Below are 26,540 nucleotides of genomic sequence, written 5' to 3' on the forward strand. Positions count from 1 at the left end.
ATAAAGACATGGAGAGAAACTAACTATGATTACAAAGGTAATAACAAAAAGAAATTGGGAAATTGCAAAGATAAATGGAGAAATTAATGAAACTTCACTAAGAGAAGAGGGGTTTATTCATTGTTCATTTTTAAAACAAGCTTTAGAAGTTGCTGAAAAACATTTTAGTCATGAAGAAGATGTTTTATTACTGACAATTGATCCATCCTTAATAAAAGCAGAAATAAAATATGAACTTGCTTCTAATGGTCAAGAATATCCGCATGTATATGGAGTAATTCATATTGAATCAGTTGTAAATGTTACCCCATTTATTAAAGAAAAAGGAGAGTTTATATCACAAGAGGTACAAAATTAAAATTGTTATAAGCATTTAAATTGGCCAGAAAAGCACAAAATATATAGTTTGTGCTTTTTTATTTTCTATTTTTTGTAAATGCTTATTGTTTTTATCACATTAATACTGTACGATACATAGTATAAAACACATACTGTATGACATATAGTAATGAAAATGAGGTGAGTGAATGGATGCTTTATTAAATTCGTTAATTACTGAACTAAGAAGAGGTACATTAACATTAGCGGTTTTAAGCCAGTTAAGAACACCGCAGTATGGGTATTCACTTGTCCAATTATTGGAACAATCAGGGATTACAATCGATCAAAGTACGTTATATCCACTACTTCGTCGATTAGAAAAGCAGGAGCTAGTAACGAGTAGTTGGGATAAAACGGAGAGTAGACCTCGTAAATATTACGTTTTAAGTGAATATGGATTAGAGATATTTTTGCAGCTGAAGAAAGAATGGATAAAGGATTCGAAAGAGCTTTATAACCTATTAAAGGAGGAGGACAAAAATGAATTTGATTGATATTTATGTAGAAGAAGTAGCGAAGAGATTACCTGAAAAAAATCGTGACGATATTATTCTTGAATTACGGTCAACAATCGAGGATATGTTACCTGATGATTATAGTGAAAACGACGAAAAAAGAGTTCTTGAAAAATTGGGAAGTCCCGTTTCATTGGCAAATGGATATTTGGATAGACCGATGCATTTAATTGGACCACGTTATTTTGATGTATATACGACGTTATTAAAAATGATTATACCAATTGCAGCTGTTATCGCACTCATTGCAATGGTTGCAGAAAATTTTGTAGGATATAATGGTGAGCAGGCGGTATTAAACGTTATTTTAAATTTGGTAGGTAAAGGAATTGGGGAAATTATCGAAGTAGGCCTCCATGTGTTTTTCTGGTTGACACTTGTATTTGCAATTTTAGAAAGAACAGATAAAGACAAAGGTACCCAACCGTTGACGACAAGTTTAAAAAAATGGACGCCTGATGATTTAAAAAATACTTCGTATGTTCCAAAGAAAAAGTCGATTTCAAAGTTCGAAGTATTTGGAGGGTTAATGTGGACGGCAATATGGGGAACACTTTATTTTTATGCGAATCATCTTGTAGGTGTATATCATGGTACAGAAAGCGGACTGAAGTTTGTCGCGCCAGCATTTAATCAAGATGTGTTACTGCAGTATTGGCCAATCGTTGTAATGATGATGGTGTTTGAAATAAGTATATCTCTTTATAAGTTAGTACAAGGACAATGGACGAAAAAGTTGGCAATTGGAAATGCTATACTCCAAATAGCTGGAACAATAGTATTCATTGTAATTGTAGTAAATCCGCATTTATTTAACGAAGGATTTATTCCGTATGTGGCAAATGTGTTTACTACTTCTCCAGAGGAATTTAAAAGGTGGTTAATGGGTGGAGGTATTATCATTTACATTATATCTGCGGTATTAAATATATTTGATGGTTTCCGAAAAGCTCGTATTCGTATGTAGTAGTGAAAGGAAAGAAGATAAACTTTAGGAAAGGAAGAAAACAATGATAAGGGAAGCAAGGAATCAAGATGTAGCATACATGTTAGATATTTATAATGATGCCATACTGTATACAACAGCCGTATATACGTATAAACCTGTAACCCTTGAAAATAGAATAGACTGGTATGAAACAAAAAAGGCTGAAGGTTATCCAATTTTAGTATACGAATTAGATAATAAAGTAGTAGGGTTTGCGACATTCGGGCCATTTAGAGCTTGGCCTGCCTATAAATATTCAATTGAGCATTCTGTGTATGTTCATAAGGAATATAGAAAAAATGGGATAGGAACTTCTTTAATGAAAGCATTGATCACAGTTGCAAAAAAAAGGGAATATATGACCTTAATTGCTGGAATAGATGCAGAAAATGAGAAAAGCATTGCCTTACATGAAAACTATGGATTTGTTCATGCGGGGACAATTAAGAAGGCTGGTTATAAGTTTAATAGGTGGTTAGATTTAGCTTTTTATCAATTGGAGCTTAATGGTCCTAAAAAGCCTACGGAAGAGTAAATGTTTGCATTATGCGAATTATGTATTTTAGAAAGGTAGCATGGAAAAATTTCATGCTATCTTTTTTATTGTATACATAAATATCATGTAACAAAAAAAGGTTTTTAATATTCTATATCGAATTTTGAGAAGATGATAAAACTATATAAAAAGAGGTAAGAATATGTATTTACAAAAAGCATACTAGGGGGGAGCGATTGAAAAGAAACTTAAAAACTCCAACAATTATCATATTAATTTTAACAATAATCGCTATTGAGGTTGGAATTGCGACTTATGATCATAATCTGTCATTAGATACGATTTACTTTGCAGCAATCCTTATTTGTATTGTATTGCTTTTTGGCACACGTGTTTCTGAAGAGAAAGTAAGTATATCGAAAGAGAGACGAAGAAAAACAGCTCTTATATTTTGGCCATTTATTTTATTGTCTATCGCTTGCTTTGCGGTAACTAGTTATATAAGAACAGGGTATGTCTCTATACCAGGCATAATTGGTTTTTCATGCTTTGTTACTTATGGTGGATTCGTGTTTATTAGTATTTTAAAAAGGAAAAATTAAAGGTGGCTTACTAAGTTGAAAGGAAGAAATATATGAAACACATAGAAAATGGTACTCGCGCTGAAGGAGAATACATAAAAAATAAAGTAATTCAATATAACATGTCGATTTTAAGAGATGAAGCAAAACAGCCGATGGAACAAGTAAGTTTTGTAGTGAAAGATGAGGATGGAAAAATATTTGGTGGGGTAACAGGAACGATGTATTTTTATCATCTTCATATAGATTTTTTATGGGTTGATGAAACAGTTCGTCATGATGGTTATGGTAGTCAACTGTTACATAAAATCGAAGACATTGCGAAGGAAAAATGTTGTAGATTAATATTATTAGATTCATTTAGTTTTCAAGCACCAGATTTTTATAAAAAGCACGGCTACCAAGAATACGGTGTTGTTGAAGATCACCCTAAAGGACATAGTCAACACTTTTTAGAAAAGAGGTTATAGGAATCGTGTTCGTACCCTAGAAGAAAAGTGGATTTTAAAAGCATCACCAATAAGGTGATGCTTTTTTACTTTTGTTTATGGCAATTACTTAATCTGATGCAATTATGGAAACAAATAGTACGATTCGTATTACTATGATTTTCTTTTTTATTTGAAATGAGTTACTGTCTTTGTAGAGGACACTTGTAGTATAGGTTTTTCTAACAAATGCTGTTGAATTATTAAGAGCAGAAGAGCAATAAGACGAGCTCTGAATATAATACTAATAAAGGAGGTGTTAAGCAATGGGTTACATTGTAGATATTTCAAAATGGAACGGTAACATTAACTGGGATGTAGCCGCTCCACAACTAGATTTCGTAATCGCTAGGGTACAAGATGGATCAAATTATGTAGATCCTTTATATAAAAATTATGTCCAAGCAATGAAAACTAGAAATATTCCATTTGGTAACTATGGATTCTGTCGCTTTATTTCAATTGCTGATGCGAAGAAGGAAGCGCAAGATTTTTGGAATCGCGGTGATAAGAGTGCTACAGTTTGGGCTGCTGACGTAGAAGTGAAAACAATGGATGATATGAGAGCTGGTACACAAGCTTTTATCGACGAGTTACGCCGATTAGGTGCTAAGAAAGTTGGCTTATATGTTGGGCATCATGTATATGAGCCTTTCGGTATGGCGAACGTAAAAAGTGATTTTTTATGGATTCCTAGGTATGGCGGTAATAAACCAGCATATCCTTGTGATATTTGGCAATACACTGAGACAGGTAATGTACCAGGTATCGGTAAATGTGATTTAAACCAATTAATAGGAAATAAGCCCCTTTCTTGGTTTACTGAATCGGTACCAAAACAAGAAAACATACAAGCGCAAGTTTCTAAACAAAATATTATCCAATCGGGTGCTTTTTCACCATATGAGGCTCCTGAAGCTATGAGGGCTTTAACATCGGTAAAAATGACTGCGACCTTCATTTTACAATCAGATGGCTTAACGTATTTTATTTCGGATCCAACTAGCGATGCGCAATTAAACGGTATGAAAGGTTGGCTTGATAGGAAGGGTTGGTGGTATGAAGTTAAATAATAAAAAATAACTAGCTGCTATTTGTGCAAAAAAAAGAGCCATCCTTTTGGAGGGCTCTTTTTTCTATTCAAATAGCTTATTCATTAAATCTTGGATTTCACGTCTTCTTTTATCTGTTTCGTTCTTATCAATTGTATACTTATCATTCTCGATTATAAGTACATCACCTTCTTTTGCAGTGGAAGGGATTTTGGATTTAGGTACATCAATTGTTACGTTATTCACTTCAATAACTGCTAGTTCGCCTTCAAAACGGTCAATAATACCTCTTTTCATAATTATCTCTCCGTTCTTACAGAAATATTTGAACCATCACTATTAATAACTACAGTGCCATTTAAATCTGTTCTATATACCTTAACAGACATTGCATTCAACTTTTCTAAAGTTTCCTGCGTAGGATGGCCATAGCGGTTACCTGCACCTGCACTAATCACAGCGATACTTGGTTTCACTGCATCTAAAAATGGCTGAGAAGAAGAAGTCTTACTTCCGTGATGACCTGGTTTTAATACATCTGATTTTAGGTTAGAACCATGTGTTGCAACCATATCTTTCTCACTTTTAGATTCAGCATCACCTGTGAATAAGAAGGATTCGCTACCGTGTGTTACTTTTAATACAGCACTCCACTCATTTAGATCGTTACCGTATTCTTTAACGGGAGCTAAAAATTGTGAGTTTAAACCATTGATTGGTAAAGTTACACCAGATTTTGCTTCTTTAATTGTTAATTCTTTGTTTGCTACTGCAGTTAGGAAGTCTTTAAACGTTTGTGTCGTATGACTTACTTTAGGAGCGTAAACGTTTTTTACATTCATGGAATAAAGGACTTCATCTAATCCACCTACATGATCAGCATCAGGATGCGTAGCAATCATATAATCAATAGTTTGGAATCCTAGTCCTTTTAAATAATTTGCTACTACTTTACCTTTTCCGTTGTTACCAGCGTCAATAAGGATAGTTTCTCCACTTGGGGATTTAATAAAAGTAGCATCACCTTGTCCGACATCAATATAATGAACCTCTAAATTACCTTTAGGCTTAGGAAGAGCTGGACGGAAATTTGGTTCTAATACACGAGCCAAGAATGCAGCGAATTGCTCACGAGTTACTTTTACATCTGGACCAAATGTACCATCAGGAAATCCAGCAGTGATATTATTTTGAGCTAAAATTTTGACATAATTGTAACCCCAGTGATTAGATGGAACATCAGGGAAATTGACGTCGGCACCTGTAGGTTTCAAATCAAAAGTTTTAACAAGAACTACAGCCATTTCTGCACGAGATAATGAGCGATCCGGGAAGTAGTTTTTTTCACGTTGTACAATGTTATTGTGTGCTAACTTATGTACAGAATCGTAATAATAGATACCTTTAGTTACATCTGAAAAAATATGATTATAACTAGATGGCTTTTCTAATTTTAAGGATAAATCTAGCATTAAGGCCATTTGTCCACGCGTTACATGATCGCTAGGCTTAAAATATCCTTCTGGAGTACCATTAATTATACCTTTATCCGATAAATAGTTAATTTCTTTAATTGCCCAATGATTAGATTGGACATCTGGAAAAGCTTTAGCACTTGTAAAACTAGGGATGCATAACGATAAGATTATGACAAATGCTGTTAGTAATAAACTAAACTTTTTCAAAAAATCGCCTCACTTTATGTATTTTTCACCTAATTAACTTTACTAGTTCTTGAAAAAAATTCAAGCTTTAATAGTTAAATAGTATATGAGAAATGCTTTTGGTATTTTATTCACTGGTTTTCTTTTATCCTGTATATTTAGTATAAGGAATGTGAAAAGGAGAGTAACGATTGCAATTGTAAAATTGATATTATAAATTAATCTTATGTAGGTTTTCATAACAAGATGGATTCTATAGTTTTATATTGAAGAAAGTAAGATAAAATAAATATAATGAGCAGTTTGATGGGAGAAAGTAAATGTACACGTATAAATTGCAACATGAACAACCAATCTGCGTAGGCAAAATAAAAAAACTTTATGACTCTGTCGGCTGGTGGCCAGAAAGAAAAGAAATCGATATTCAAAATATGTTAAAAAATAGTATAGCGATTGGAGTATGGGAAGAAAATGAATTAATCGGATTTGCTAGAGTTATTTCTGATGGTGTTTTTCGAGCGTACATAGAAGATGTTGTCGTACATAAGAGTGTAAGAAATCAAGGTATTGGGGAGAAGATGCTTACAATATTACTTCAAGAGATATCTCATGTTCATATTGTTAGTCTATTTTGCGGAGAGAATTTAATAAAGTTTTACGGCGAACAGCAATTTCAAGCGACGAAACAAATTGTAATGCATCGTAATCAAATCGTGAAAGAATAAGAGGTGCCAATAAGAATGAATGCAACTAGAACATATTGTTTATCGAAAAGAAAAGCAACAGAAGATTCACCAGATGGTTGGAATGCAACATGTATGAGGCTTAATAATAAAATATTTGCGATTGTAAATCATGAAGAAGGAGAAAAAGCTGCGATTACATTAAAATGTGACCCAGAACTTGCACTAAGGTTAAGAGAAGACTTCCCAGAAACCATAATTCCTGGTTATCATATGAATAAAAAACATTGGAATACAGTGTATATACATAAAGATGTAGAGCAGGAGCAAATTAATAAGATGATTGATTGGTCATATGATTTAGTTCTACAATCATTTTCAAAGAAAAAGCAGCAAGAGTTATTAGATTAGTATGTATAAGGGGTGGATGTATTGAAAGACACGATCAAAGGTACATATGATAAATTAGCGAGTACATATAAAGAAAATTTAGATGTGGCAAATCCATATAACAGTTATTACGAAAGACCAGCGATGATGGAGATGATTCCAAAGAAGTTAGAAGGGAAGAGTATACTAGATGCTGGATGTGCAGCTGGATGGTATACTTCTCAATTTGTAGAAAGAGGAGCAAACGTTACTGCAATTGACGTAAGTTCTGAAATGATAAAAGCTGCAAAGGAAAGTATGGGTGATAAAGCAAAGTTTCTTTGTCAGGACCTACAAGAAGTATTACCATTTGAAGATAATACATTTGATATTATTGTAAGTTCGTTAACGCTTCATTACTTGAAAAATTGGAATATAGTATTTCAGGAGTTTCGCCGAGTATTGAAGCCTGGTGGAGAATTTATATACTCCATTCATCATCCTTTTATGGATTTTACAAAGTTTACTAGTGAAAATTATTTCGAAAAACAATTATTAGTCGATACTTGGGTTAAACCAAATATTACAATAGAAGTTAGCTTTTTTAGAAGGTCACTTCAAGACATAATTAATGAAACAACAAATTATTTCGTGTTAGAAAAAATGGTGGAACCGAGGCCAATTGAAAAGATGAGGGAAGTAAACGAAAAATCATATCATTATCTAAATACAAATCCACATTTTCTTATTACGAAAGCCATTAAAAAATAGGTAGTAAAATTTTTATATTTTACTACCTATTTACAATTTCAAATTACATATTAGGAGATCTTGAGATGAAAACGAAACGAAATAGACTATTATATGTACTGTTTACTATCGTTGTAATTATTTTAGGTCTTAGCTCTAGAAAGTTGGCTTTTGCGTTACCTCAGCTATTAAATGACTACTTAGGCGATGCTTTATGGGCATTGATGATTTTTACTGGATTCGGATTTTTATTTCCTAAAATAGAAACGAAGAAATTGGCTTTTATTAGTTTGCTATTTTGCTACGGGATTGAAGTGAGCCAATTGTATCATGCTGAATGGGTAGATAGTATTCGTGCAAAGACTTTAGGTGGACTTGTATTAGGTTACGGATTTTTGTGGAGTGATTTAGTTGCTTATACAATTGGTGTTGGAGTAGGATTTCTTTTTGAGTTTATATTACGGAAGAAATAAGAGATGTAAAAAGGGGTATTTATGAAAAAAACCATATTAATAGGTTCTGGTGGTTCAGGAAAATCTACATTAGCAAAGCAATTAGGAAATAAATTAAATATTAAAGTACATCATCTTGATGCGTTATTTTGGAAACCAAATTGGGAGGGTGTACCGAAAGAGGAGCAAAGAAAGGTTCAAAATGAATTAGTTAAAGAAGATGAGTGGATTATTGATGGGAATTATGGCGGGACAATGAACATAAGAATTAACGCAGCTGATACAATTATCTTTCTTGATATTCATAGAACAATATGTGTTTATCGTGCTTTTAAAAGGGTTGTACAATATCGGAATAAAACAAGACCGGATAGGGGTGCTGGATGTGAGGAAAGGTTTGACTTGCAATTTTTTAAATGGATATGGGAATATCCTAAAACAAAACGACCTTCAATTTTAAAGAGGCTAAATCAATTGAGTAAAGATAAAGAAGTTATTATTTTAAAATCCTCAAATGAAGTAAGACTATTTTTAGAGAAGTACGATACCATAAATAGTTAGATTATAAAAAGAAGTAACATGGGGGGATAGGATTGAATAGATTCATTGGCCCGGTTGATTCTAATATGGTGAAAATTCCAGAAGGAAAAGTAGTATTAAGAGATGATCGAATTAAAAAAGAATGGCAAGTCCAAGTTAAACCATTTCTTCTAGCAAAGTACGTTGTAACGATGGAATTATATGATGCGATTGCAAATAATAAACCAAATTTATTCAAAGATAAAAATAAACCAGTTGTAAATATTTCTTGGAATGATGCCATTGTATTTTGTAATTTACTTTCAAAAAAAGCAGGATTAAAAGAATATTATTCTATTAGTGATGATGGTCTAATTGTTAGTTGTAATTTAGATTCAATTGGCTACCGATTACCTTTTGAAGCAGAGTGGCAATATGCATGTAAAGCGGGAACTACTGGATACATATATGGAGATCTGAAAGGAATTGCTTGGTATAATGAAAATTCAGATGGACGTATTCATGAGGTCGGAAAAAAAGAGCCGAATGCATGGGGCTTGTATGATATGTTAGGAAACGTTTGGGAATGGTGCTATGATTTGTATGATGAAAAGGTATATGGATCGTACCGAATTTTCCGAGGCGGTAGTTGGGCTGAAGAAGCTAGAGGTTGTGGGGCGACTTGTCGCCGGCGTAGCCATCCTACATTTCATATAGATGATCTTGGATTTAGGCTTGCAAGGTCAATTTAATAAAAGCATGGTATATAACAAAGTGTTTGGAGAGTATCTATATTCTTAACATAATAGACAAGATTTGACGTAAGGAGTGTTCATAATGGCACGTGTTTTATTCATTAATACTGGATCAGAAGGACATATAAATCCAACATTGCAAGTCGTAGAAGAATTAGTTTCACGTGGGGAAGAGGTAATTTATTTTTCAATAGAATCTTTTAGAGAGTGTATTGAAAAGACAGGTGCTACTGTACGAACAATTGACGAGCAAAAGTTTATAAAAGCTTTTCTTTCCGGTGGTCGAAATTATTTATTAGAAAGAATTAACGGCCTTTTGCATACAGTGGATGTTGTGATACCTAGTGTTCTAGAGCAAATTGAAGGGGAACATTTTGATTATATTATTCACGATTCGATGTTTGGCTGTGGCCATATAATTTCTCAAATTCTAAAGCTTCCAGCAATAAATTCTTCTGCATCTTTTGCACAGGATGAAAAAGCATTTGAACAAATGTTAGCCCACTTGTCTAAAAATATCCCAGTGGAAGATCAAGATAGGATACATAATGATTTTGAAAGCTTAACAAAGGGAATTGCGGAAAAATACGGAGTTAAAATAAACTCGCCGTATGAAGTTTTCTGTAATCCAGCGCCACTTACTATTGTGTATACAATAAAGGAGTTCCAACCTTTTGGAGATATGTTTGATGAAACATTTACATTTGTAGGTCCATCTATCTCTACACAAGTGAAAAATGAAGAGTTTGATTTTACTGCAATTGAAGAAAAAAGCCCGATTTACATTTCATTAGGTACTGTTTTTAATGAATCCCTTGATTTTTATAAACTATGTATGAAGGCGTTTGAGAATAGTGATTATACTATTGTGATGTCTATTGGCAATAAAACGAAAATAAGTGATTTAGGTAAAATTCCTAAAAACTTCATTGTGAAAAATTATGTACCACAAACAAAACTACTTACATATACAAAGTTATTTATTACACATGGTGGGATGAACAGTACACATGAAGGACTATATAACGGGATTCCGCTTATTGTAATTCCGCAAAGTGCAGATCAGCCAGCTATCGCAAAGCAAGTGGAGAATCTTGGAGCTGGGGTTAAGTTGTCAATGAAGGAACTAACTGAAGAACAACTACGTGAAAGTGTAGAACTCATATTAAATAATCCTTCATTTAAAGAAGTTGCTTTGAATTTGAAGGAGTCTTTCCGAAAATCCGGTGGGTATAAACAAGCTGTTGATGAAATTTCTACATTTGTAGGTCAGTTATAAATAGAAAATTATACATGAGAAGAGTGTCTATATGAAATGATATAGACACTCTTCTTTTATATGAAGCGGAGAATTCGTTGTTTTGAAATGTTAAATATTCTGTTTTATAAATTCGGACCATAGTTTTACGTGTTACTAATGCTTTCATCATTTCTGCACAACTTCTGCACATACTTTGATGATTTCTATGTCATGATATATTCATCAAGTGAAATATTTCACAAGAAATGAAATGTATTTTCACTGCGGTGTATGCATAATTAATACATACATCGATACAAGATTGTCTCTTGTTATTCTTTTACATCGAAGCCCAAATTACACTACAAAGTATAACAAGAAGGGGACAGGAACATGAATAATCGATTATTAAAACAACTACAAAACATGAAAATGAACAAAAAAAGTCTAGGAGCTGTTGCATTAACAGCTGGGATTATTGGCACGACTCTTATTCCTCAAAACGCATACGCACACGGTTTTGTTGAAAAGCCTGCCAGCCGATCTGCTTTATGTAGTCCAACTTATGGCGCACTAAATGTAAACTGCGGAAGTGTTATGTATGAACCGCAAAGCTTAGAAGCACCAAAAGGATTCCCGCAAGGTGGCCCAGTTGATGGACAAATCGCTTCTGCAGGCGGAAAGTTTGGCGGTATTTTAGATCAACAAACTGAAAATCGTTGGTTTAAAAATACAATCACAGGCGGAGAAAATAGTTTTACTTGGAAATATACAGCACCTCACTTAACGAGTAAATGGCATTACTATATTACCAAAAAAGGATGGAACCCAAATAAATCGCTTACAAGAGCAGATTTTGAACCAATTGGAACTGTACAACATGATGGTTCTGCAGCTTCAAATCATTTAACTCACAAAGTTAATGTACCTACTGATAGAAGTGGATACCATGTGATTTTAGCAGTATGGGATGTAGCTGATACAGCAAATGCATTCTATAATGTAATTGATGTTAATCTTATCAATGATGTGAAACCAGATATAGAAGCTCCAAGTAGTCCAAATGGAATTCAGGCACAAAAAGTAACATCGAATAGTATAGAACTAACATGGAATCCTTCTACGGATAATGTAGGGATAAAAGGGTATCAAATCTTCCGTAACGGAGAGATGATTGACACAGTCCCAGGAACTCATTTTATTGATAAAAAATTAAAACCAAGTACAGAATATTCGTATACTGTAAAAGCAATTGACGCAGCTGGAAATGTCTCGAAAGAAAGTACAGCACTTTCAGTAAAAACAACAGTTGAGGCTCCTGATACAGAAGTACCAACACAACCAACAGGATTACATAGTATGGGAACGACAGCGTCAAGTGTAGATTTAATGTGGAGTCCATCTGACGATAATATTGGTGTAGACCATTACGATATTTATAGAGAAACAGAAGGATCAATGAAAAAGATTGCAACATCCAATACGACTTCTTATATGGATAAAAATTTACTGCCTAATACTACTTATAAATATGTAGTGAAAGCTGTTGATGTAGCTGGAAATGAATCTGTACAGAGTGATATGTTCACAATTACTACAAAAACTGAAAGCGTTTCATATGAAGAGTGGGATGCAAAGAAAGTATATGAAAAGGGAGATAGAGTTCTACACGAGGGTAAAGTATATGAAGCAGTCCAGAGTTATAAAGGAAATGGGGATCCAAACTGGATTTATGCCTTATCATTATGGAAAACAGTGTAAGCTTTATCTAGGTATGAACTAAGAGATGATGGGCTTTGATGCAAAAGGAAATCTTGAGAATTCACTTTTCTATTAATAAAAAAGGGTAGTATATGAATTCATATACTACCCTTTTTATTATGATAATACTCTCGTCATAAGAACGTGCGGAATACCATCTTCCATAAATGCATCTGAAGAAGTTTGATAACCTAGTTTTTTATAAAATCCTTCAGCTTGTGTTTGACCGTGTAGTTTTACTTTTGTTGCTTCTTTGTCACGAGCAATTTCTTCTAGCGCTTTGATTATTACTTTTCCTAATCCGTATTTACGATAGTCTTTTAAAATACAAATACGTTCTAATTTTCCTGCACCGTCAACAAATCGTATACGACCTGTACCTACAGGAAGTTCGTTATAATAAACTAAAATGTGTTTACATTTGTCACTGATTTCATCGAATGTATCAAATTCATCTTCAAGAGGGACATTTTGTTCTTTTACAAATACTTCTTTTCGAATATGAAAGGCAGTTTCTAAATCAGTAAGTTCTGTTATGAGTTTGGAGTGCAAATTGTTCAGCCCTTTCTAGCGTGATGTGCTTTTGTTTTCATAGTATATCATAATACCGCGCTATAAAGAGAAAATATAAAAAGCTGACTGTAAGAGTCAGCCTTCATTATAGTTCCTTTATCCCATTTTTTGTTCCAATAATTGCCTTATTAGTCATGTTAATAAACAACCCTGTTTCAACTACGCCTGTAATCATTTTTAATTTAGTGTGTAAATTGGCGGGATGCGTTATGTTTTGAGGGAATACACAATCAATAATCACATTATTGTTATCGGTAATAAACATTTCATTATTTTTTAAACGTAACGTTGTTTGACAACCTAAAGATTGAATATTCCTTTCGGTTTGTTTCCATGAAAAAGGTGTAATTTCAACAGGTAATGGGAATGTACCTAAATGCGTTACGAGTTTTGATTCATCAGAAATGATAATTAGTTCTTTAGAAGATGAGGCAACGATTTTTTCACGAAGTAATGCGCCACCGCCGCCTTTTATAAGCTGTAAATTTGAATCAATTTCATCTGCACCATCGATTGTAAGATCGAGTATATCAATTTCGTTTAAGGAGATTAATGGAATAGAAAGTTGTTTAGCTAGAGATTCCGTTTCTTTTGAAGTTGGTACAGCTTGAAATGATAAGCCTTCCTTTACACGCTCACCTAATTTTTGTATCGTCCAATATACAGTAGAACCTGTGCCTAGTCCAACTTTCATCCCTTCTTTTACAAAGTTAGCAGCATATTCACCTGCGAGCTGTTTTAAATTTAGCATATTATTCTGCTGGACGCGGGCCTGCATCAAGACCTGAATTTTCTACTGTAAGTATAGGGCGAACGACTATATCTTTATGTACGTGCATTTGGCATGATAAACGTAAGTGATCTTCAATTCCTTTTTCCGTAATCGCATTTTTTTCATTAGAACCAGCTTCACAAAACTCACCTGCTATAATTTCTACTCTACAAGTTGTGCAGCGTGCTTTCCCGCCGCAGCGATGGAGAATGTGTACACCGTTATCTTCAATCGCTAATACTAATTTGGTGCCTTCTTTTACATCAAAAGTTCCCGCACCTTCAATTGTTAATTTTGGCAAAATTGTTCCTCCTCAAGTAAAATTGTACATAACATATTTATGACCGCGAATTATTAAACATAAACATAATTTTTTTATATGCCCCGTAACTTTTTTATTTGTTGAATCGTTAATTAAGTAAGCGCTGAAAAGGAGTGGTTATTTTGTGCACAAAAGTAACTCATATGTTTAAAAATCATATCGATACGAATCATTCAAATATAAATTTTTTAATTGAGCAATACGAAGAGGTAAAAAGGTACTGTACATTTTTAACGAAAAACAAATGGGACGGTGAAGACCTTGCCCAAGAAACAATTTGTAAAGTTCTTCAAAAATATAGTAATAAAGATATTTGTATGACGCTTGTATATAAAATAGCTCGAAATCGTTGGATAGACCAGATGAAATCAAAATCAGTTCATGAAAAAATAAAGGACCAAATTACTTTTGAAGAACCACAAGAGAACATTGCAGATTTGCATGAAATGGTAGGGAAAGTATTATCGTTACTCAATGTACAACAATCCACAATTTTATTATTAAAGGATGTTTTTCAGTATAGTATCGCTGATATTGCTAAAGTATGTTCCGTAACAGAAGGTGCAGTAAAAGCTTCTTTATTTCGGAGTAGAAATAGGCTGAAAACTGTAAGTGAAGAAGGGATTGAGATTGTAGAATTCACAGATGATATTGAAGTTGTAGTAACATCTATTCGTGAGGAAAAACCGGAATTGTTAACAAAGCTTCTTCCGACAATAGATTTTACTAAGTTACCATCTAAACAGCCAGTCTTATTATTTCATGCAAAAACACCTTCTTCCTACAGTTGTATGCTTTGCGCGGCATAACAATTATTGGAGGGATTAAAAATGAATGCAATTCCATATGTAGTAGAACAAACGAAATTAGGAGAACGTTCCTATGATATATATTCAAGGTTATTAAAAGACCGCATTATTATTATTGGTTCAGAAATAAATGATCAATTAGCAAGTAGTGTCGTAGCTCAATTATTATTTTTAGAAGCGGAAGATGCCGAGAAAGATATATTTTTATACATTAACAGCCCAGGCGGCTCAACGACAGCAGGTTTTGCCATATTAGATACGATGAATCTCATTAAACCAGATGTACAAACGCTATGCATGGGATTTGCAGCATCATTTGGTGCATTGTTATTATTATCAGGTGCAAAAGGGAAACGGTTTGCACTCCCTAATAGTGAAATTATGATTCATCAGCCACTTGGTGGTGCGCAAGGTCAGGCAACAGAAATTGAAATCACAGCGAAAAGAATACTAAAGTTAAAGCGTGATATTAATAAAATGATTGCAGAAAAAACAGGGCAATCAATTGAAAGAGTAGCACATGATACAGAAAGAGATTATTTTATGACTGCAGAAGAAGCGAAAGAATATGGGATTGTAGATGATGTTGTTACGAAAAAATAAGATAAAACAGGCTAGAGGATATGCTAACCCTCTAGCCTGTTTTATTAATCTTTTACCCATTCATCAACTAGCGCTTGATTCTTTTTAATCCATTTGCGCGCCGCTTCTTCAGGATCTTTCGTTTTATTTAACATGACCATTAATGTACCAAGCTGTTCATCGTTCATTTGCCATTTGTCAAAGTATTTTATGATATCCGGATGATCTTTTTCGAAACCTTTACGAACAGAGTAATAAATGTCATCTTTTTCACCATATACTTTCTTAGGGTCTTTTAAATATTTTAAGTCAAATTCCGAAAAGCCCCAATGCGGATTCCAAAGCGTAACAGCGATTGGTTTCTTCTTCGTATATGCTTTCTTTAGTTCGCTCATCATCGCAGCTTCAGAAGATTGGACAAGTTTTAGTTTAATATCATATTCCTTCATTGCTTTGTTCGTTAAATTCATAAGACTACTACCGGGCTCGATTCCGACAATTTTGTTATCTAGCTCATCTTTATGTGCATTTAAATCCTCAATACTGTTAATGTTTTTCATATAAGAAGGGACGACGAGGCCAAGTCCAGTACCTTCATACCATTTGGATTTTAAGACAATGTCATCTTTATAACGAGCATTTAACGGTTTATCCGTAACGGGTAGCCACACTTCTAAATTAGCATCAACATCACCGCGAGCAACGCCAGTCCAAATTGCCGCTTTTTCTAAGTACATGAGTTCAACCTTGTAGCCTTTTTGTTCTAATAGAACTTTCCACATATTTGCCGTTGCAATGTTTTCTTTCCAACTTGTTACACCTAGTTTAATTTTTCCTTTCGAATTTGCATTTGTTGCATTACATGAAGAGAAAATCATAGTAATAAATAATGCAAGGCATATAAGCCATATTTTCTTTTTCATTGAGAACCTCCTAAGAAACGTTTGCCTTTTAAATAAATGTATAAGTAAGCATTCTTATTATGAACGGAAACGAGAATTTTAAATAAATCTTATGAATGTCATTTTTATGTAATATTTCTTTGCAAAATCGCAACACTATGTGAATAGATGGGTAGAAAAGGAGTAGTGACATGGATAATACAAAGGTGCGTGTTGAAAACGTAACAAAAGTATTTGGGAAACACCCGCAAAGAGCGCTTACCTTATTAAAAGAAGGAAAAAGCAAATCGGAAATTTTGAAAGAGACAGGAATGAATGTTGGTGTAAAAAAGGCAACGTTCGAAGTATATACGGGAGAAATTTTTGTAATTATGGGTTTGTCTGGTAGCGGGAAATCAACGTTAGTTCGTATGTTAAATCAACTAATTAAACCAACAGCGGGGCATATATACATAGATGGTGAAGACATCGCAACAATGGGGAAAGAAGAGTTACGAAGAGTGAGAAGAACGAAGATGAGTATGGTGTTTCAGAAATTCGCTCTATTCCCGCATCGTACCGTTTTGCAAAACGTTGCATATGGATTAGAAATACAAGGAGTTCCAGTAGAGGAACGAGAGAGAAAAGCGTTAGAGTCTTTGAAATTAGTTGGATTAGACCATCATAAAGATAATTATCCTAGTCAACTTAGTGGTGGTATGCAGCAGCGTGTTGGCATTGCAAGAGCACTTACGAATGATCCAGATGTTTTACTTATGGATGAATCATTTAGTGCATTAGATCCACTAATTCGAAAAGAAATGCAAGATGAACTGTTAGAATTACAAGATAAAATGGAAAAAACAATTATTTTTATTACGCATGATTTAGATGAAGCCCTTCGAATTGGTGATCGAATTGCGTTAATGAAAGATGGAGAAGTTGTTCAAATTGGAACACCAGAAGAAATTATGATGAGTCCTGCCAATGAATTTGTAGAGAAATTCGTGGCGGATGTAAATTTAGGAAAAGTAATTACGGCGGAATCTATATTAAAACGACCAGAGACGTTATTGATTGATCGTGGACCTCGTGTAGCACTTCAAATTATGAGGAATGCAGGTGTTTCTACTGTATATGTTGTTAACAAAAAATATGAGTTTTTAGGGATATTAACTGCAGATGATGCGAGTAAAGCAGTACAAAAGCAATGGCCAATTGCTGATTTATTGCTTAACGATATCCCGCACGTGTATGTAGATACTTTACTGGAAGAAACGTATGCGAAAATGGCGGAGATGAAATATCCGTTACCAGTAATCGATGAGAAGAAAAGGCTAAGAGGAATTATTAAACGCGAAAGTGTCATTCAAGCTCTTGCAGGTAATATTGAGGAAGAGGTGAAAGACGATGAGTAGTATACCACGTATTCCATTAGGGGAATGGGTCGACTCATTTGTTGCAAGTTTATATGAGCACCTTGAAGGCTTATTCCGAGGATTCTCTTATATTATCGGCGGATTCGTTGATTTACTCACTAATTTTTTAACAATAATACCGGCCATATTGATGATTATTATCCTTTGTTTCCTCATTTGGTACACAACGAGAAAAGTGTCTTTAATTATTTTTACACTGATCGGTTTATTATTTATTTTAAATATTAACTACTGGGCACAAACGATGCAGACATTAGCACTTGTACTTACGTCTGTTATTATTTCAATTATTGTAGGAATCCCAATTGGAATTTTAGCTTCTCAAAATGAACGCTTTTCAAAATTTTTAAAACCGACATTAGATTTTATGCAAACAATGCCGGCTTTCGTATATCTTATTCCTGCGATTACATTTTTCGGAGTAGGTGTAGTACCTGGGATTATTGCATCAGTAATCTTTGCGATGCCACCGACAATTCGGTTTACTGACTTAGGAATTAGACAAGTTCCAGAAGATTTAATAGAAGCAGCAAATGCGTTTGGTTCTACTGCATCACAAAAATTATTTAAAGTACAATTACCACTCGCAACTGGAACGATCATGGCTGGTGTGAACCAAAGCATTATGCTTTCCTTATCTATGGTAGTAACAGCATCTCTTGTAGGAGCACCAGGTCTTGGGGTTGATGTATACCGCTCTGTAACACAAGTAAATATCGGAATGGGATTTGAAGCTGGACTAGCTATTGTTGTCATTGCGATTATATTAGACCGTATTACACAAGGTTTTCATCAAAAAAGAAGATAAAGAAAAAACACACTTTATTATACAAAGTGTGTTTTTTTGTTTGAATAGATTACATACGAACAATGACAGAACCGCCAGCTGGGGCACAAACTTGGTTTTGTTTCTGTTCCATTGACTTAATTAAATGATTATTTTCTTCGATTAATGAGATTAATTTCGCTAATTGGTTTTCAAGACTTGCGATACGCTGCATCATATATTGAGAATCATGATGCAGCTTATTCTTCATAGTATGGGGGAAATACACTTATTGTTGATTTATATTTGGATTCCAGCGAGTATGCATTCGAATCGTTCTTATATTAAATGCCTACATATAATTAATGGTTACTTGAAATTTTTCATTATAAAAGGAGTATGTACAGAAAATGGAAAATATTATATGTGAAGTTAAAGTACATTTTTTAGAAATATTCAAGTGAAACAGTGAATATATTAATACATTCAAGTAAATGTATGTTATTTAGGGAGAAATGATGAGAGGAGATGCAATTGTGGCTAAAAATAATAAAAGGAATGATGCATTGGCAATCGGTGTCAGTATAGGGGTTGTAATCGGTGTGTTTCAAGGATTCTTTACTAATAATTTAGTAATAGGAATTGTGATTGGAATAGTAATAGGAATTGCGTTTTTGAAGAAATAGTAAGTTTTAAATTTATTTCAAAAAATGCCTAATTAAAAGAATGAATTTTCGGAATATAAATCCTGTTTTTCCTTTTTTTATGATATTATTAATAAAAAGGATGGTGAAGGATATGTCAACAAACAATCAAGTAGAACAAAAATGTTTTATTTGCGAAAAACATAGAGGAAACATTACAGTTCCAGGTGGAGCTATTTACGAAGATGAGCTCGTTTACGTGGGACATGTCCATTGGGATAGCGAAGAAACATACCTTGGTTATGTAATGATAGATATAAAAAGACATGTACTTGGCCTTGCTGAATTAACAGATGACGAAGCGAAAACGTTCGGACTTATAACAAGTAGAATAAGTAAAGCGCTAAAAGAAAGTGAAGGTGCAGAACATATTTACACTTTTGTTTCAGGGAATGGTGTACCACATATGCATATGCACATTATACCGCGTTATCCAAATACACCCAAAGAGTTTTGGTCACCAACTGAAGTAGCGAAATGGACTGGTGCGCCATATGGTGGCGCAGAGAAAATCAAAAAACTATGCGAAAGAATACGAAAGTATATGGTGAGTGAATATGCATACAACAAATAATAGACAATATTCATGGGTTGGAAATACGAAGATGTGTTTAGACGAAGTTTCAGTAAAACAATATGGTGATATCGTACTCGGTACATATGGTGGGAATATAAGTGCTGGAGCTAAAAAGAACGAAGATGGTGCGTTAGTTTGGTCGAATGGGGATTGGGAATTTGCAGCTATTTTAGATGGACATAATAGTGCGGAAAGTGTTGATTTAGTAGTAAATACAATCCAAAAAGAATATGAAAATATAAAAGTAATAATGAATGAATCGATTAATACAGTATTTCGATCTGTTGAAAATCATATACTTACAATTTTTCAGTCCACTTCATTTAAAGAAAAGTGCCAAAAAATTAAAGGTGAAACTGCTTGCTTAATATGTGTAAGAAAAGAAAATTATATATGGTGGTTATCTATTGGTGATTGTTTAGTTTATGTATTTCATGAAGAGCTACATAAGTTAGGACAATATGCATTAAATCAACGTCAGTTTTACGAATGGATAGGAAATGTAAATACATTTCATTTACCAGTTCCTTGCTACTCAACAGGCATTCGTGAATTACGTACTGGAAAGAATCGAATTGTCATGGTTACAGATGGGGTATTAGAATGCGGGGAAAGACACTATGAAACACCATTAAATCTGTATAACGATATGAACAGAAATACAATAGACCTTGAAGAAAGTGTTCATCATGTATTAGAGCACGTTCATTATCAATTCGGACGAGATAGTGCGACTATTATTAGTTGGGACGTTGAAAACAAAGAAAATGCTACGTATCCGAGTGATCAGCCGGATAAAAGGTAAAGGAGGAGACATCACTGCTTTTAGCTAAAGGGATTTTATTAGTATTATGGATCATATTCTTAGTTGTTTTGGAAAGAGTAGTGAGAAAAAAATTAAATATACCGAAACAAACTGGCTAGAATAGTAAATATGTAAATAAAGCTCATAAATGGGGCACTAGAGCTCTTATTATTTCTTATATAATTGTTACGATGATATGTGCAACTTTAAATCCTATTTATATTAGTAATTTACCCATATTATTTTTAATAACCTTATACTGCTTTCAATCATATATGGAGTGGAAATATGATAAAGAATCGAGGGAATATGTCATTTCTTTAGGAACAGTTCCATTATTAATAATAACAGGAATTATGATTAATCTTTTCTTTTATAGTTATTGGATTTAATAATCCTATGTGGAATGAATGGGGAGACAAAATAAAAATACCTAAATTACGTGCTGAAGTAATGATTTTAAATGAAGATCGTTCTGAAGTACTTGTACAATGTGATTTAAGTGAAACATTTTATCGTTTTCCAGGCGGTTCTATCGAATTTGGTGAAACTAATTGATAATACGAGAATTAATGGAAGAATACGATTTGAAGATTGATGTCCAAGAATTAGCCATTGTAAATGAGCATATTTTTGAGTGGAACAACGAAAAAGGACATCATTGCACATTGATACATTGGGGAACGGTTGAAGAGATAATTACAAATGAAATAAGACATAAAGAACATGAAGATATTATATTAATCTGGAAAAGTCTAGACGAATTAAAGGAGAAACGAACGTATCCTGAAGGGATTGTAAGTTATTTAGAGGAGAATAACCGAAATATAGTCCACTTTATTTCTAAAAATAAATAAAGTAATAGGAGGGGAACAACAATGAGTACCTCTACAATTTTGATGATTATTATCGGACTGGGTATTGGTGGATATTTCTTAGAACAGTTTTTAAGAAGAAAATTGAATATGGAGATAAGGGGCTTCTTTGGATATAAGCATGTGAATAGTTTACATGTAAAATTAGAAATAGGGCTTATTATTATTTATATAATAGGTAGTTGTTATTATATGTTTAAATTTGAAAACTCTAAAATGGCTTATGTCATGTTCACTTATTTAGGGATATCATGTACTTTAAGAGCATGGATGGAATGGAAGTATGATAGAGAATCAAAAGAATATATACTTTCGATAACGGGAATGGTTGCATTTATATTGATGATCTCAATACTAGTTTATTTCGTTCCACCTGCTGCATAATAAGGTGATTATTGATGGTACAAATCAATAGTTAACTAATAAATAAGAAACCATTTAGTAGTAAATGGTTTCTTATTTAAATTCATCATTTATTTTTGCTAATATGGCTGTAACGAAATTTGTTTTATCTTCAGCATATCGATGTTTATCATTAGGATTAGCTTGTGAAAGTAGAATCTTTAACTGTTCATACTGTATACGAGAAGTTTTGTTGTTTATTAAGTAATCTCTGAATTGTAATTGTTCTATTAAATATGTATTTCCTTGTTCATACATATGAATTTGATGAGTTCTTGGCTCTCCTTTATTAAAATAGTATCGTTCAGGCAGTACATCTTTTCTGTATTTATAGTTTAGTAGTTCTAATTTTTTAATACATTTTAAACCGTCCTTATAATCTTTTAATTCGATTGCAATATCAATAATTGGCTTTGCACTTAGATGTGGAATAGAGGTACTACCAATATGGTGTATCGCTAAAATATGTTCGCTAATTTGTTCCTCAATGAATTGTTTCTCTTTTATAAACTCAATTTCCCATTCTTCAGTCCACGGAACTAAAAACACTTTCCCATACGGTAAACCTAACATTTGATTCGCACCTCTTTCAAAATGGTTTTCAAAAGTCTATTACATTTTCTTGAAAGTTCTCAAAACAAGGTATTCCCACAATCTCCATGGAAGAATCTTCTTCGCAATGATCATAAATTTTACACCTTTTCCAATCGGATATCGTAAATTCGCACGCTTAGATTCAGCGATTTCTACGATTTTATTAGCAACATCTATCGGATTACCAAACGTCTCACTGCCGCTATTAATATGTTTTTGTATTTTATCCATATATTCTTTGTAAGGAGAAGATGTATTAGATTGGTTTGTAACTAGTTGTTTACCAACTTCCCAAATATTTGTGCTATAAGAACCTGGTTCTATTAAAGCAACATTTATTCCGAACGGTTTTACTTCTAAACGAAGGGATTCACTCCATCCTTCTAATGCATATTTTGAAGAAACGTAAGGGGATAGACCAGGGAATCCAATTTGACCACTGATGCTGCTTATATTAATGATTTTTCCGCTTTTTTGTACTCTCATATAAGGTAAAACAAGCTGAGTGATTGAAATAGCGCCAAAAAGGTTCGTTTCAAATTGTTTACGGTATTCCTCTACTCGAATTTCTTCTACAAAGCCCCCATGTGCATATCCTGCATTATTAATGAGAAGGTCTACTCTGTTTATTTCTTTTAAAAATAATTGAAAGTTATGTATAGAGTTTTGATCGGTTACATCTAATTGTTGAATTTTTATGTTTTGTTGTAAGTTGATTTTAGTAGCTTGAGATATTAAATCTTCTTGTTTATTAAGGTTTCGCATTGTAGCAATGACCAAATAGTCTTTTTTTGCAAGCTCAAGTGTTGTTAATAGACCGAAACCACTTGATGCCCCGGTAATAACTGCGATTTTTTTATTCATTTTTTGCTCGCTTTCTTTTTCTTTTATCATAACGAGTTATGAAAAGAAAATCTATTAATCTTACATTCGTTTTGAGAGCAATACCGTTAATTCTATTTTAAAAGAGGGAATTATTCGGACTCAGCGTATATAAAGAAGTGAGTATAAATACGTTAATGAAATGAGGGGGAAAAATGACTCATGTGAAAGATGTATTAGCAGATCAATTATTAGCGAATGCGAATGATCCTAGTTGGTATATGCCATTTTCAGATGCAGTGAAAGATCTATCTGAGAGAGAGGCTTTCTGGAAACCGAATGAAGAGAGTAATAGTATAGCTGAGATTGTACAACATTTATTGTATTGGAACTCAACGTGGCAAACTAGGTACAAAGAATCGAATGTGAATGCCGTGCCCGCTATTGGTGATAATAACAAAAGTTTTATGCTTTCAGATAATCAATCATTCGATGAGTTAAGAGAAAAACTACTAGAGAAACTGTTACAATGGCAAAAGCTTATAAATGAAGAGAAAGTTGAAAGCGATGTAGTTGGATTTCCTGTTTCTGCAAAGTGGTGGGAAGTGCTAGCAAATGTAACAACTCATAATGCCTATCATATTGGTCAAATTATTTATATCCGGAAGTTACAGAAGAGTTTTGATAATGAATAAGATAATAATTCTCAAAATAGGTGAACAAAAGTGGACAAAACGAGACAGATGTCTCATTTTGTCCACTTTTTTATTTTTAAAAGAAAGAGAAAACCCATGAAATCAATGATTAGAATTTGGCACAGTACTTGCGATATAAAAGATGAACAAAAAAATAGGAGGGCTGGACATGTTAAAAACAACTGAAAGTAAAGGGAATGAAATTACGAAAGAACAAGCTCGTTGGATGTATGAAAAAATGTTAGAAATTCGTAAGTTTGAAGATAAGGTACATGAATTGTTCGCGCAAGGCGTTTTGCCAGGTTTCGTTCATTTATACGCAGGTGAAGAAGCGGTAGCGGTTGGTGTATGTGCCCACTTAACAGATAGTGACAGTATTACAAGTACGCATAGAGGACATGGGCATTGTATTGCAAAAGGCTGTGACTTAAATGGGATGATGGCTGAACTTTTTGGGAAAGTGACAGGGTTATGTAAAGGTAAAGGCGGTTCCATGCATATTGCCGATTTAAATAAAGGAATGCTTGGTGCAAATGGGATTGTAGGCGGAGGTTTTCCACTTGCTTGCGGTTCAGCATTAACAGCTAAATATAAAGGAACGAAAGATGTGAGTGTTTGTTTCTTTGGTGACGGAGCAAATAATGAAGGGACATTCCATGAAGGGGTTAATTTAGCGGCGATTTGGAAGTTACCAGTTATTTTTATTGCAGAAAATAACGGTTACGGTGAAGCAACAACATTTGAATATGCTTCAAGTTGTGATTCCATTGCCGATCGGGCGAAAGCTTATAATATTCCAGGTGTTCAAGTAGATGGAAAAGATTTACTTGCAGTATATAAAGCAGCTGAAGAAGCGGTGGAGCGCGCACGTAATGGCGGTGGTCCAACAATAATTGAATGTATGACATATCGCAATTATGGTCATTTCGAAGGTGAAGCGCAAACATATAAAACTTCAGAAGAAAAAGAAGAACATTTAAATGAAAAAGATGCGATTGTGAATTTCCGTAAGCATTTAATTCATGAAGCTTTATTAACTGAATCTGAACTTGTGGATATGGAAAAGGCAGTAGATGAAGCAGTACAAAAATCAATTGAATTTAGTGAAAATAGTCCATATCCAGAGGATGAAGAATTATTAAAAGATGTATACGTTTCTTACAAATAAGAGGAGGGTGAAAAATAATGACTAGAACAGTAAGTATGTCAACTGCAATCAATGAAGCGATGAAAATATCAATGCGTCGTGATGAAAATGTAATTTTAATCGGAGAAGACGTTGCAGGCGGTGCACAAGTGGATCACTTGCAAGATGATGAAGCTTGGGGCGGTGTACTCGGCGTTACGAAGGGGCTTGTACAAGAATTTGGGCGGAATCGTATTTTAGATACTCCAATTTCTGAAGCAGGTTATATGGGAGCAGCAATGGCAGCTGCGGCAACGGGATTACGTCCGATTGCTGAATTAATGTTTAATGATTTTATTGGAAGCTGTCTTGATCAAGTATTAAACCAAGGTGCAAAATTCCGTTATATGTTCGGTGGTAAAGCGAAAGTGCCAGTTACAGTACGTACGATGCATGGTGCTGGTTTTAGTGCAGCGGCACAGCATTCACAAAGTTTATACGCTTTATTTACGAGCATTCCAGGGATTAAAGTTGTCGTTCCTTCCACTCCATATGACGCAAAAGGCTTATTATTAGCAGCAATTGAAGATGACGATCCAGTAATCTTCTTTGAAGATAAAACACTTTACAATATGAAAGGCGAAGTACCAGAAGGGTACTATACAATTCCTTTAGGAAAAGCAGATATTAAACGCGAAGGTTCTGATGTAACAATCGTCGCAATTGGAAAACAAGTTCATACAGCACTTGCAGCTGCTGAGCAATTATCGAAAAAGGGACTTGAAGTAGAAGTCATCGATCCACGTTCTTTATCACCACTGGATGAAGATACGATTTTAGCATCTGTTGAAAAAACAAATCGCCTAATTGTTATTGACGAAGCAAATCCAAGATGTAGTATCGCAACAGATATTGCAGCAATAGTAGCGGATAAAGGATTCGATATGTTAGATGCACCTATTAAACGAATTACAGCACCACATACACCAGTTCCGTTCTCGCCACCACTTGAAAAGTTATATTTACCAACGCCGGAGAAAGTAATTGAAACTGTATCAGAAATGATCGGAGACCAATCTTTATTACATGTGTAATGAAACGA

Annotated in this window: 35 protein-coding genes and 2 pseudogenes; 28 read left to right on the top strand and 9 right to left on the bottom strand. The window is 33.9% G+C overall.

From position 1 onward, the window contains the following. The first annotated feature begins 25 nt into the window (after nt 1–25). The 7 genes from ACXVYO_RS12455 to ACXVYO_RS12485 all read left to right on the top strand — a co-directional run bounded on the left by ACXVYO_RS12455 (nt 26) and on the right by ACXVYO_RS12485 (nt 4,522). Complete coding sequence (locus tag ACXVYO_RS12455; protein ID WP_458467256.1) at nt 26–358, top strand: DUF952 domain-containing protein; 333 nt, start codon at nt 26–28, stop codon at nt 356–358. A 169-nt stretch (nt 359–527) separates the two neighbouring features. Further along, complete coding sequence (locus tag ACXVYO_RS12460; protein WP_061679735.1) at nt 528–875, top strand: PadR family transcriptional regulator; 348 nt, start codon at nt 528–530, stop codon at nt 873–875. After that, nucleotides 862–1,863, top strand: coding sequence for an HAAS signaling domain-containing protein (locus ACXVYO_RS12465; RefSeq protein WP_458467257.1), 1,002 nt, complete (start codon nt 862–864; stop codon nt 1,861–1,863). Before ACXVYO_RS12460 ends, ACXVYO_RS12465 begins: the two co-directional genes overlap by 14 nt. A 43-nt stretch (nt 1,864–1,906) precedes the next feature. After that, nucleotides 1,907–2,419: an N-acetyltransferase family protein gene (locus tag ACXVYO_RS12470; RefSeq protein ID WP_458467258.1), complete on the top strand. Its 513-nt coding sequence runs from the start codon at nt 1,907–1,909 to the stop codon at nt 2,417–2,419. Between the two features lie 197 nt (nt 2,420–2,616). Next, nucleotides 2,617–2,982 carry a hypothetical protein gene (locus tag ACXVYO_RS12475; RefSeq protein ID WP_458467259.1) on the top strand — a complete coding sequence of 122 codons (366 nt, stop codon included), beginning with the start codon at nt 2,617–2,619 and terminating at the stop codon, nt 2,980–2,982. A gap of 32 nt (nt 2,983–3,014) precedes the next feature. Continuing rightward, entirely contained in the window at nt 3,015–3,431 is a 417-nt protein-coding gene (locus ACXVYO_RS12480) for a GNAT family N-acetyltransferase (RefSeq protein ID WP_458467260.1), read from the top strand. A 284-nt stretch (nt 3,432–3,715) separates the two neighbouring features. Beyond that, on the top strand, nt 3,716–4,522 hold the full coding sequence (locus tag ACXVYO_RS12485) for a GH25 family lysozyme (protein ID WP_458467261.1): 807 nt from the start codon (nt 3,716–3,718) through the stop codon (nt 4,520–4,522). 63 nt (nt 4,523–4,585) lie between these two features. Here the strand turns inward: ACXVYO_RS12485 and ACXVYO_RS12490 are convergent, their stop codons facing one another. Continuing rightward, nucleotides 4,586–4,798: a DUF3006 domain-containing protein gene (locus tag ACXVYO_RS12490; RefSeq protein ID WP_073515308.1), complete on the bottom strand. Its 213-nt coding sequence runs from the start codon at nt 4,796–4,798 to the stop codon at nt 4,586–4,588. Nucleotides 4,799–4,800: 2 nt separating this feature from the next. Further along, on the bottom strand, nt 4,801–6,186 hold the full coding sequence (locus tag ACXVYO_RS12495; protein ID WP_458467262.1) for an S-layer homology domain-containing protein: 1,386 nt from the start codon (nt 6,184–6,186) through the stop codon (nt 4,801–4,803). A 299-nt stretch (nt 6,187–6,485) separates the two neighbouring features. Here ACXVYO_RS12495 and ACXVYO_RS12500 point away from each other — a divergent pair, with 299 nt between their 5' ends. The 8 genes from ACXVYO_RS12500 (at nt 6,486) to ACXVYO_RS12535 (ending at nt 12,694) form a co-directional block, all read left to right on the top strand. Next, complete coding sequence (locus ACXVYO_RS12500) at nt 6,486–6,890, top strand: GNAT family N-acetyltransferase (RefSeq protein ID WP_458467263.1); 405 nt, start codon at nt 6,486–6,488, stop codon at nt 6,888–6,890. A 15-nt stretch (nt 6,891–6,905) separates the two neighbouring features. After that, the gene (locus ACXVYO_RS12505) at nt 6,906–7,259 is read left to right on the top strand and encodes an MmcQ/YjbR family DNA-binding protein (RefSeq protein ID WP_458467264.1); all 354 of its coding nucleotides are present in this window, start codon (nt 6,906–6,908) and stop codon (nt 7,257–7,259) included. A gap of 21 nt (nt 7,260–7,280) precedes the next feature. Further along, entirely contained in the window at nt 7,281–7,988 is a 708-nt protein-coding gene (locus ACXVYO_RS12510) for a class I SAM-dependent methyltransferase (RefSeq protein ID WP_458467265.1), read from the top strand. Between the two features lie 65 nt (nt 7,989–8,053). Further along, complete coding sequence (locus ACXVYO_RS12515) at nt 8,054–8,440, top strand: ribosomal maturation YjgA family protein (protein ID WP_458467266.1); 387 nt, start codon at nt 8,054–8,056, stop codon at nt 8,438–8,440. A 21-nt stretch (nt 8,441–8,461) separates the two neighbouring features. Further along, complete coding sequence (locus ACXVYO_RS12520) at nt 8,462–8,980, top strand: DNA topology modulation protein (protein WP_458467267.1); 519 nt, start codon at nt 8,462–8,464, stop codon at nt 8,978–8,980. A gap of 32 nt (nt 8,981–9,012) precedes the next feature. Beyond that, nucleotides 9,013–9,690 (top strand): formylglycine-generating enzyme family protein, encoded by a 678-nt coding sequence (locus ACXVYO_RS12525; protein ID WP_458467268.1) that lies wholly within the window; start codon nt 9,013–9,015, stop codon nt 9,688–9,690. 85 nt (nt 9,691–9,775) lie between these two features. Continuing rightward, nucleotides 9,776–10,972, top strand: a complete 1,197-nt coding sequence (locus tag ACXVYO_RS12530) for a macrolide family glycosyltransferase (RefSeq protein ID WP_458467269.1) — start codon at nt 9,776–9,778, stop codon at nt 10,970–10,972. 354 nt (nt 10,973–11,326) lie between these two features. Then, a complete protein-coding gene (locus ACXVYO_RS12535; RefSeq protein WP_458467270.1) occupies nt 11,327–12,694 on the top strand; it encodes a lytic polysaccharide monooxygenase in 1,368 nt (455 codons plus the stop codon). A gap of 117 nt (nt 12,695–12,811) precedes the next feature. Here the strand turns inward: ACXVYO_RS12535 and ACXVYO_RS12540 are convergent, their stop codons facing one another. From ACXVYO_RS12540 to ACXVYO_RS12550, 3 genes are all read right to left on the bottom strand, one after another. Next, entirely contained in the window at nt 12,812–13,246 is a 435-nt protein-coding gene (locus ACXVYO_RS12540; RefSeq protein WP_458467271.1) for a GNAT family N-acetyltransferase, read from the bottom strand. A gap of 106 nt (nt 13,247–13,352) precedes the next feature. Next, nucleotides 13,353–14,018 carry a ribose 5-phosphate isomerase A gene (gene rpiA / locus ACXVYO_RS12545; RefSeq protein ID WP_458467272.1) on the bottom strand — a complete coding sequence of 222 codons (666 nt, stop codon included), beginning with the start codon at nt 14,016–14,018 and terminating at the stop codon, nt 13,353–13,355. A 1-nt stretch (nt 14,019) separates the two neighbouring features. Beyond that, nucleotides 14,020–14,340, bottom strand: a complete 321-nt coding sequence (locus tag ACXVYO_RS12550) for a 2Fe-2S iron-sulfur cluster-binding protein (protein WP_001125374.1) — start codon at nt 14,338–14,340, stop codon at nt 14,020–14,022. Between the two features lie 143 nt (nt 14,341–14,483). Between ACXVYO_RS12550 and ACXVYO_RS12555 the strand changes: the two genes are divergently transcribed. Next, nucleotides 14,484–15,170, top strand: coding sequence for an RNA polymerase subunit sigma-70 (locus tag ACXVYO_RS12555; protein WP_458467273.1), 687 nt, complete (start codon nt 14,484–14,486; stop codon nt 15,168–15,170). Nucleotides 15,171–15,191: 21 nt separating this feature from the next. Next, nucleotides 15,192–15,773: an ATP-dependent Clp endopeptidase proteolytic subunit ClpP gene (gene clpP, locus ACXVYO_RS12560; RefSeq protein ID WP_458467274.1), complete on the top strand. Its 582-nt coding sequence runs from the start codon at nt 15,192–15,194 to the stop codon at nt 15,771–15,773. Between the two features lie 44 nt (nt 15,774–15,817). On the opposite strand, the gene ACXVYO_RS12565 is transcribed toward clpP, so the two are convergent. Next, on the bottom strand, nt 15,818–16,675 hold the full coding sequence (locus ACXVYO_RS12565; RefSeq protein ID WP_458467275.1) for a glycine betaine ABC transporter substrate-binding protein: 858 nt from the start codon (nt 16,673–16,675) through the stop codon (nt 15,818–15,820). A gap of 170 nt (nt 16,676–16,845) precedes the next feature. Here ACXVYO_RS12565 and ACXVYO_RS12570 point away from each other — a divergent pair, with 170 nt between their 5' ends. Beyond that, on the top strand, nt 16,846–18,051 hold the full coding sequence (locus ACXVYO_RS12570) for a quaternary amine ABC transporter ATP-binding protein (protein ID WP_088030224.1): 1,206 nt from the start codon (nt 16,846–16,848) through the stop codon (nt 18,049–18,051). Next, the gene (locus ACXVYO_RS12575) at nt 18,044–18,880 is read left to right on the top strand and encodes an ABC transporter permease (RefSeq protein ID WP_000095064.1); all 837 of its coding nucleotides are present in this window, start codon (nt 18,044–18,046) and stop codon (nt 18,878–18,880) included. Before ACXVYO_RS12570 ends, ACXVYO_RS12575 begins: the two co-directional genes overlap by 8 nt. 49 nt (nt 18,881–18,929) lie before the next feature. On the opposite strand, the gene ACXVYO_RS12580 is transcribed toward ACXVYO_RS12575, so the two are convergent. Further along, nucleotides 18,930–19,109, bottom strand: coding sequence for a hypothetical protein (locus ACXVYO_RS12580; protein ID WP_458467276.1), 180 nt, complete (start codon nt 19,107–19,109; stop codon nt 18,930–18,932). Nucleotides 19,110–19,356: 247 nt separating this feature from the next. Here ACXVYO_RS12580 and ACXVYO_RS12585 point away from each other — a divergent pair, with 247 nt between their 5' ends. The 6 genes and pseudogenes from ACXVYO_RS12585 to ACXVYO_RS12610 all read left to right on the top strand — a co-directional run bounded on the left by ACXVYO_RS12585 (nt 19,357) and on the right by ACXVYO_RS12610 (nt 22,183). Next, nucleotides 19,357–19,524 (top strand): septum formation initiator, encoded by a 168-nt coding sequence (locus ACXVYO_RS12585; protein WP_270344207.1) that lies wholly within the window; start codon nt 19,357–19,359, stop codon nt 19,522–19,524. A gap of 40 nt (nt 19,525–19,564) precedes the next feature. After that, nucleotides 19,565–20,116: an HIT family protein gene (locus ACXVYO_RS12590; RefSeq protein WP_458467277.1), complete on the top strand. Its 552-nt coding sequence runs from the start codon at nt 19,565–19,567 to the stop codon at nt 20,114–20,116. Beyond that, nucleotides 20,100–20,924 (top strand): PP2C family serine/threonine-protein phosphatase, encoded by an 825-nt coding sequence (locus ACXVYO_RS12595; protein ID WP_458467278.1) that lies wholly within the window; start codon nt 20,100–20,102, stop codon nt 20,922–20,924. The genes ACXVYO_RS12590 and ACXVYO_RS12595 overlap by 17 nt, the downstream gene beginning before the upstream one ends. An 80-nt stretch (nt 20,925–21,004) precedes the next feature. After that, nucleotides 21,005–21,316, top strand: a pseudogene (locus ACXVYO_RS12600) (DUF4181 domain-containing protein). Nucleotides 21,317–21,323: 7 nt separating this feature from the next. Beyond that, nucleotides 21,324–21,781, top strand: a pseudogene (locus tag ACXVYO_RS12605) (NUDIX domain-containing protein). A 21-nt stretch (nt 21,782–21,802) separates the two neighbouring features. Continuing rightward, nucleotides 21,803–22,183 (top strand): DUF4181 domain-containing protein, encoded by a 381-nt coding sequence (locus tag ACXVYO_RS12610; protein ID WP_000108055.1) that lies wholly within the window; start codon nt 21,803–21,805, stop codon nt 22,181–22,183. Between the two features lie 72 nt (nt 22,184–22,255). On the opposite strand, the gene ACXVYO_RS12615 is transcribed toward ACXVYO_RS12610, so the two are convergent. Both ACXVYO_RS12615 and ACXVYO_RS12620 read right to left on the bottom strand, forming a co-directional pair. After that, on the bottom strand, nt 22,256–22,774 hold the full coding sequence (locus ACXVYO_RS12615; protein ID WP_458467279.1) for a GrpB family protein: 519 nt from the start codon (nt 22,772–22,774) through the stop codon (nt 22,256–22,258). Between the two features lie 39 nt (nt 22,775–22,813). After that, nucleotides 22,814–23,659, bottom strand: a complete 846-nt coding sequence (locus ACXVYO_RS12620; RefSeq protein WP_458467280.1) for an SDR family oxidoreductase — start codon at nt 23,657–23,659, stop codon at nt 22,814–22,816. A gap of 173 nt (nt 23,660–23,832) precedes the next feature. Between ACXVYO_RS12620 and ACXVYO_RS12625 the strand changes: the two genes are divergently transcribed. The 3 genes from ACXVYO_RS12625 to acoB all read left to right on the top strand — a co-directional run bounded on the left by ACXVYO_RS12625 (nt 23,833) and on the right by acoB (nt 26,532). After that, nucleotides 23,833–24,312 (top strand): DinB family protein, encoded by a 480-nt coding sequence (locus ACXVYO_RS12625; RefSeq protein ID WP_458467281.1) that lies wholly within the window; start codon nt 23,833–23,835, stop codon nt 24,310–24,312. A gap of 169 nt (nt 24,313–24,481) precedes the next feature. Then, a complete protein-coding gene (gene acoA, locus ACXVYO_RS12630) occupies nt 24,482–25,480 on the top strand; it encodes an acetoin:2,6-dichlorophenolindophenol oxidoreductase subunit alpha (RefSeq protein WP_000921294.1) in 999 nt (332 codons plus the stop codon). 17 nt (nt 25,481–25,497) lie between these two features. Continuing rightward, complete coding sequence (gene acoB / locus ACXVYO_RS12635) at nt 25,498–26,532, top strand: acetoin:2,6-dichlorophenolindophenol oxidoreductase subunit beta (RefSeq protein WP_000198895.1); 1,035 nt, start codon at nt 25,498–25,500, stop codon at nt 26,530–26,532. Nucleotides 26,533–26,540: the final 8 nt, after the last annotated feature.

It is taken from the genome of Bacillus sp. BC08 (assembly GCF_054326875.1).